This is a genomic window from Aminobacter sp. P4_D5, assembly GCF_056401815.1.
This window is the reverse complement of the sequence record NZ_JBFUIP010001364.1, coordinates 1-524: the sequence shown is the minus strand read 5'-3', so window position 1 is coordinate 524 and position 524 is coordinate 1. Positions and strand designations below refer to the sequence as shown.

Below are 524 nucleotides of genomic sequence, written 5' to 3'. Positions count from 1 at the left end.
GGGCCAGGACCGGCACGTCGTCGCCGTGATCGGCGACGGCTCCATGTCCGCCGGCATGGCCTATGAGGCGATGAACAATGCGGGGGCCGGCAAGGCCAACCTCATCGTCATCCTGAACGACAACGACATGTCGATCGCCCCGCCCGTTGGCGCCATGTCGGCCTATCTCAGCCGCACCATCTCCTCGCGCCCCTTCCTGTCGGTGCGCGAGTTCATGGCGAAGATGGCCAAGAATTTCCCGGGGCCCATCGAGCGCGCGGCAAAGCGTGCCGACGAATATGCGCGCGGCCTGCTCACCGGCGGCACGCTCTTCGAGGAACTCGGCTTCTACTATGTCGGCCCCGTCGACGGCCATAATCTGGACCACCTGCTGCCGGTCCTGCGGAACCTGCGCGATTCCGGCCAGCCCGGTCCCTTCCTGCTGCATGCCGTCACGCAGAAGGGCAAGGGCTACGCGCCGGCCGAGGCCAGCGCCGACAAGTATCACGGCGTGGTGAAGTTCAACGTCGTCACCGGCGAGCAGC

Annotated in this window: 1 protein-coding gene; it reads left to right on the top strand. The window is 66.6% G+C overall.

What is annotated here, in order from left to right; translation table 11 throughout:
• Nucleotides 1–524: 1-deoxy-D-xylulose-5-phosphate synthase N-terminal domain-containing protein (locus AC1DWF_RS38435; RefSeq protein ID WP_476843643.1), on the top strand; the 524-nt coding region annotated here is incomplete at both ends.